This window comes from Thioclava atlantica (assembly GCF_000737065.1).
GTDB classification, from domain to species: domain Bacteria; phylum Pseudomonadota; class Alphaproteobacteria; order Rhodobacterales; family Rhodobacteraceae; genus Thioclava; species Thioclava atlantica.
Map to the genome: position 1 here is coordinate 1 of NZ_AQRC01000047.1, position 651 is coordinate 651.

General features: G+C 60.2%; 1 protein-coding gene. It reads right to left on the reverse strand.

Annotated features, from left to right (window positions below; genetic code table 11):
- Positions 1–39: 39 nt before the first annotated feature.
- A partial coding sequence (locus tag DW2_RS18885; RefSeq protein ID WP_038149025.1) for an IS3 family transposase occupies positions 40–651 on the reverse strand: 612 nt, incomplete at its 5' end.

Here is a 651-nt window from a genome sequence, read left to right on the forward strand (position 1 = left end):
TGAGCTACTCCCCGATCGTTGGACAGGATCTGGCGTAAATTAAGCTACTCGTTGCACCTGCTGATCGGGTTGGTTGATATCATTTCTCTGCCAATAGACCAGCGCCGGTGGTTTGCCGCCGAGGGCTGAGTGAGGGCGCTGGTGGTTGTAGAAGGTCATCCATTTCCGGATCGCCGCCTTCGTCTCTGATCCGGTCTCCCAGGCGTGCAGGTAGACGCACTCGTATTTCAGGGTCCGCCAGAGCCTCTCGATGAAGATGTTGTCGAGATGAAGAGGGACCGTCGCGCCAGTGGCGCGGCGTAAGCCCGATGAATGGCCTTTCCCATCCATCGAGATCCGCACGCCCGACCGGCGGAGCCGATCCGTCCAGGCGAAGGACGTGAACTGAGACCCTTGATCGGTATTCATGATCTCGGGCGGGCCGAACTTGTGGACGGCTTCGTTCAGCGCTTCGACGCAGAAGTCGGCCTCCAGCGTGTTCGAGATCCGCCAGGCCAAGACCTTTCGCGTCTGCCAGTCCATGATCGCGACGAGGTATAGAAACCCGCGCCTCATGGGCAGGTAGGTGATGTCCGAGCACCAGACTTGGTTCGGGCGATCCACCCGCAGACCTCGCAGCAGGTAGGGATAGGTCTTGTGCCCCTTCGCCGG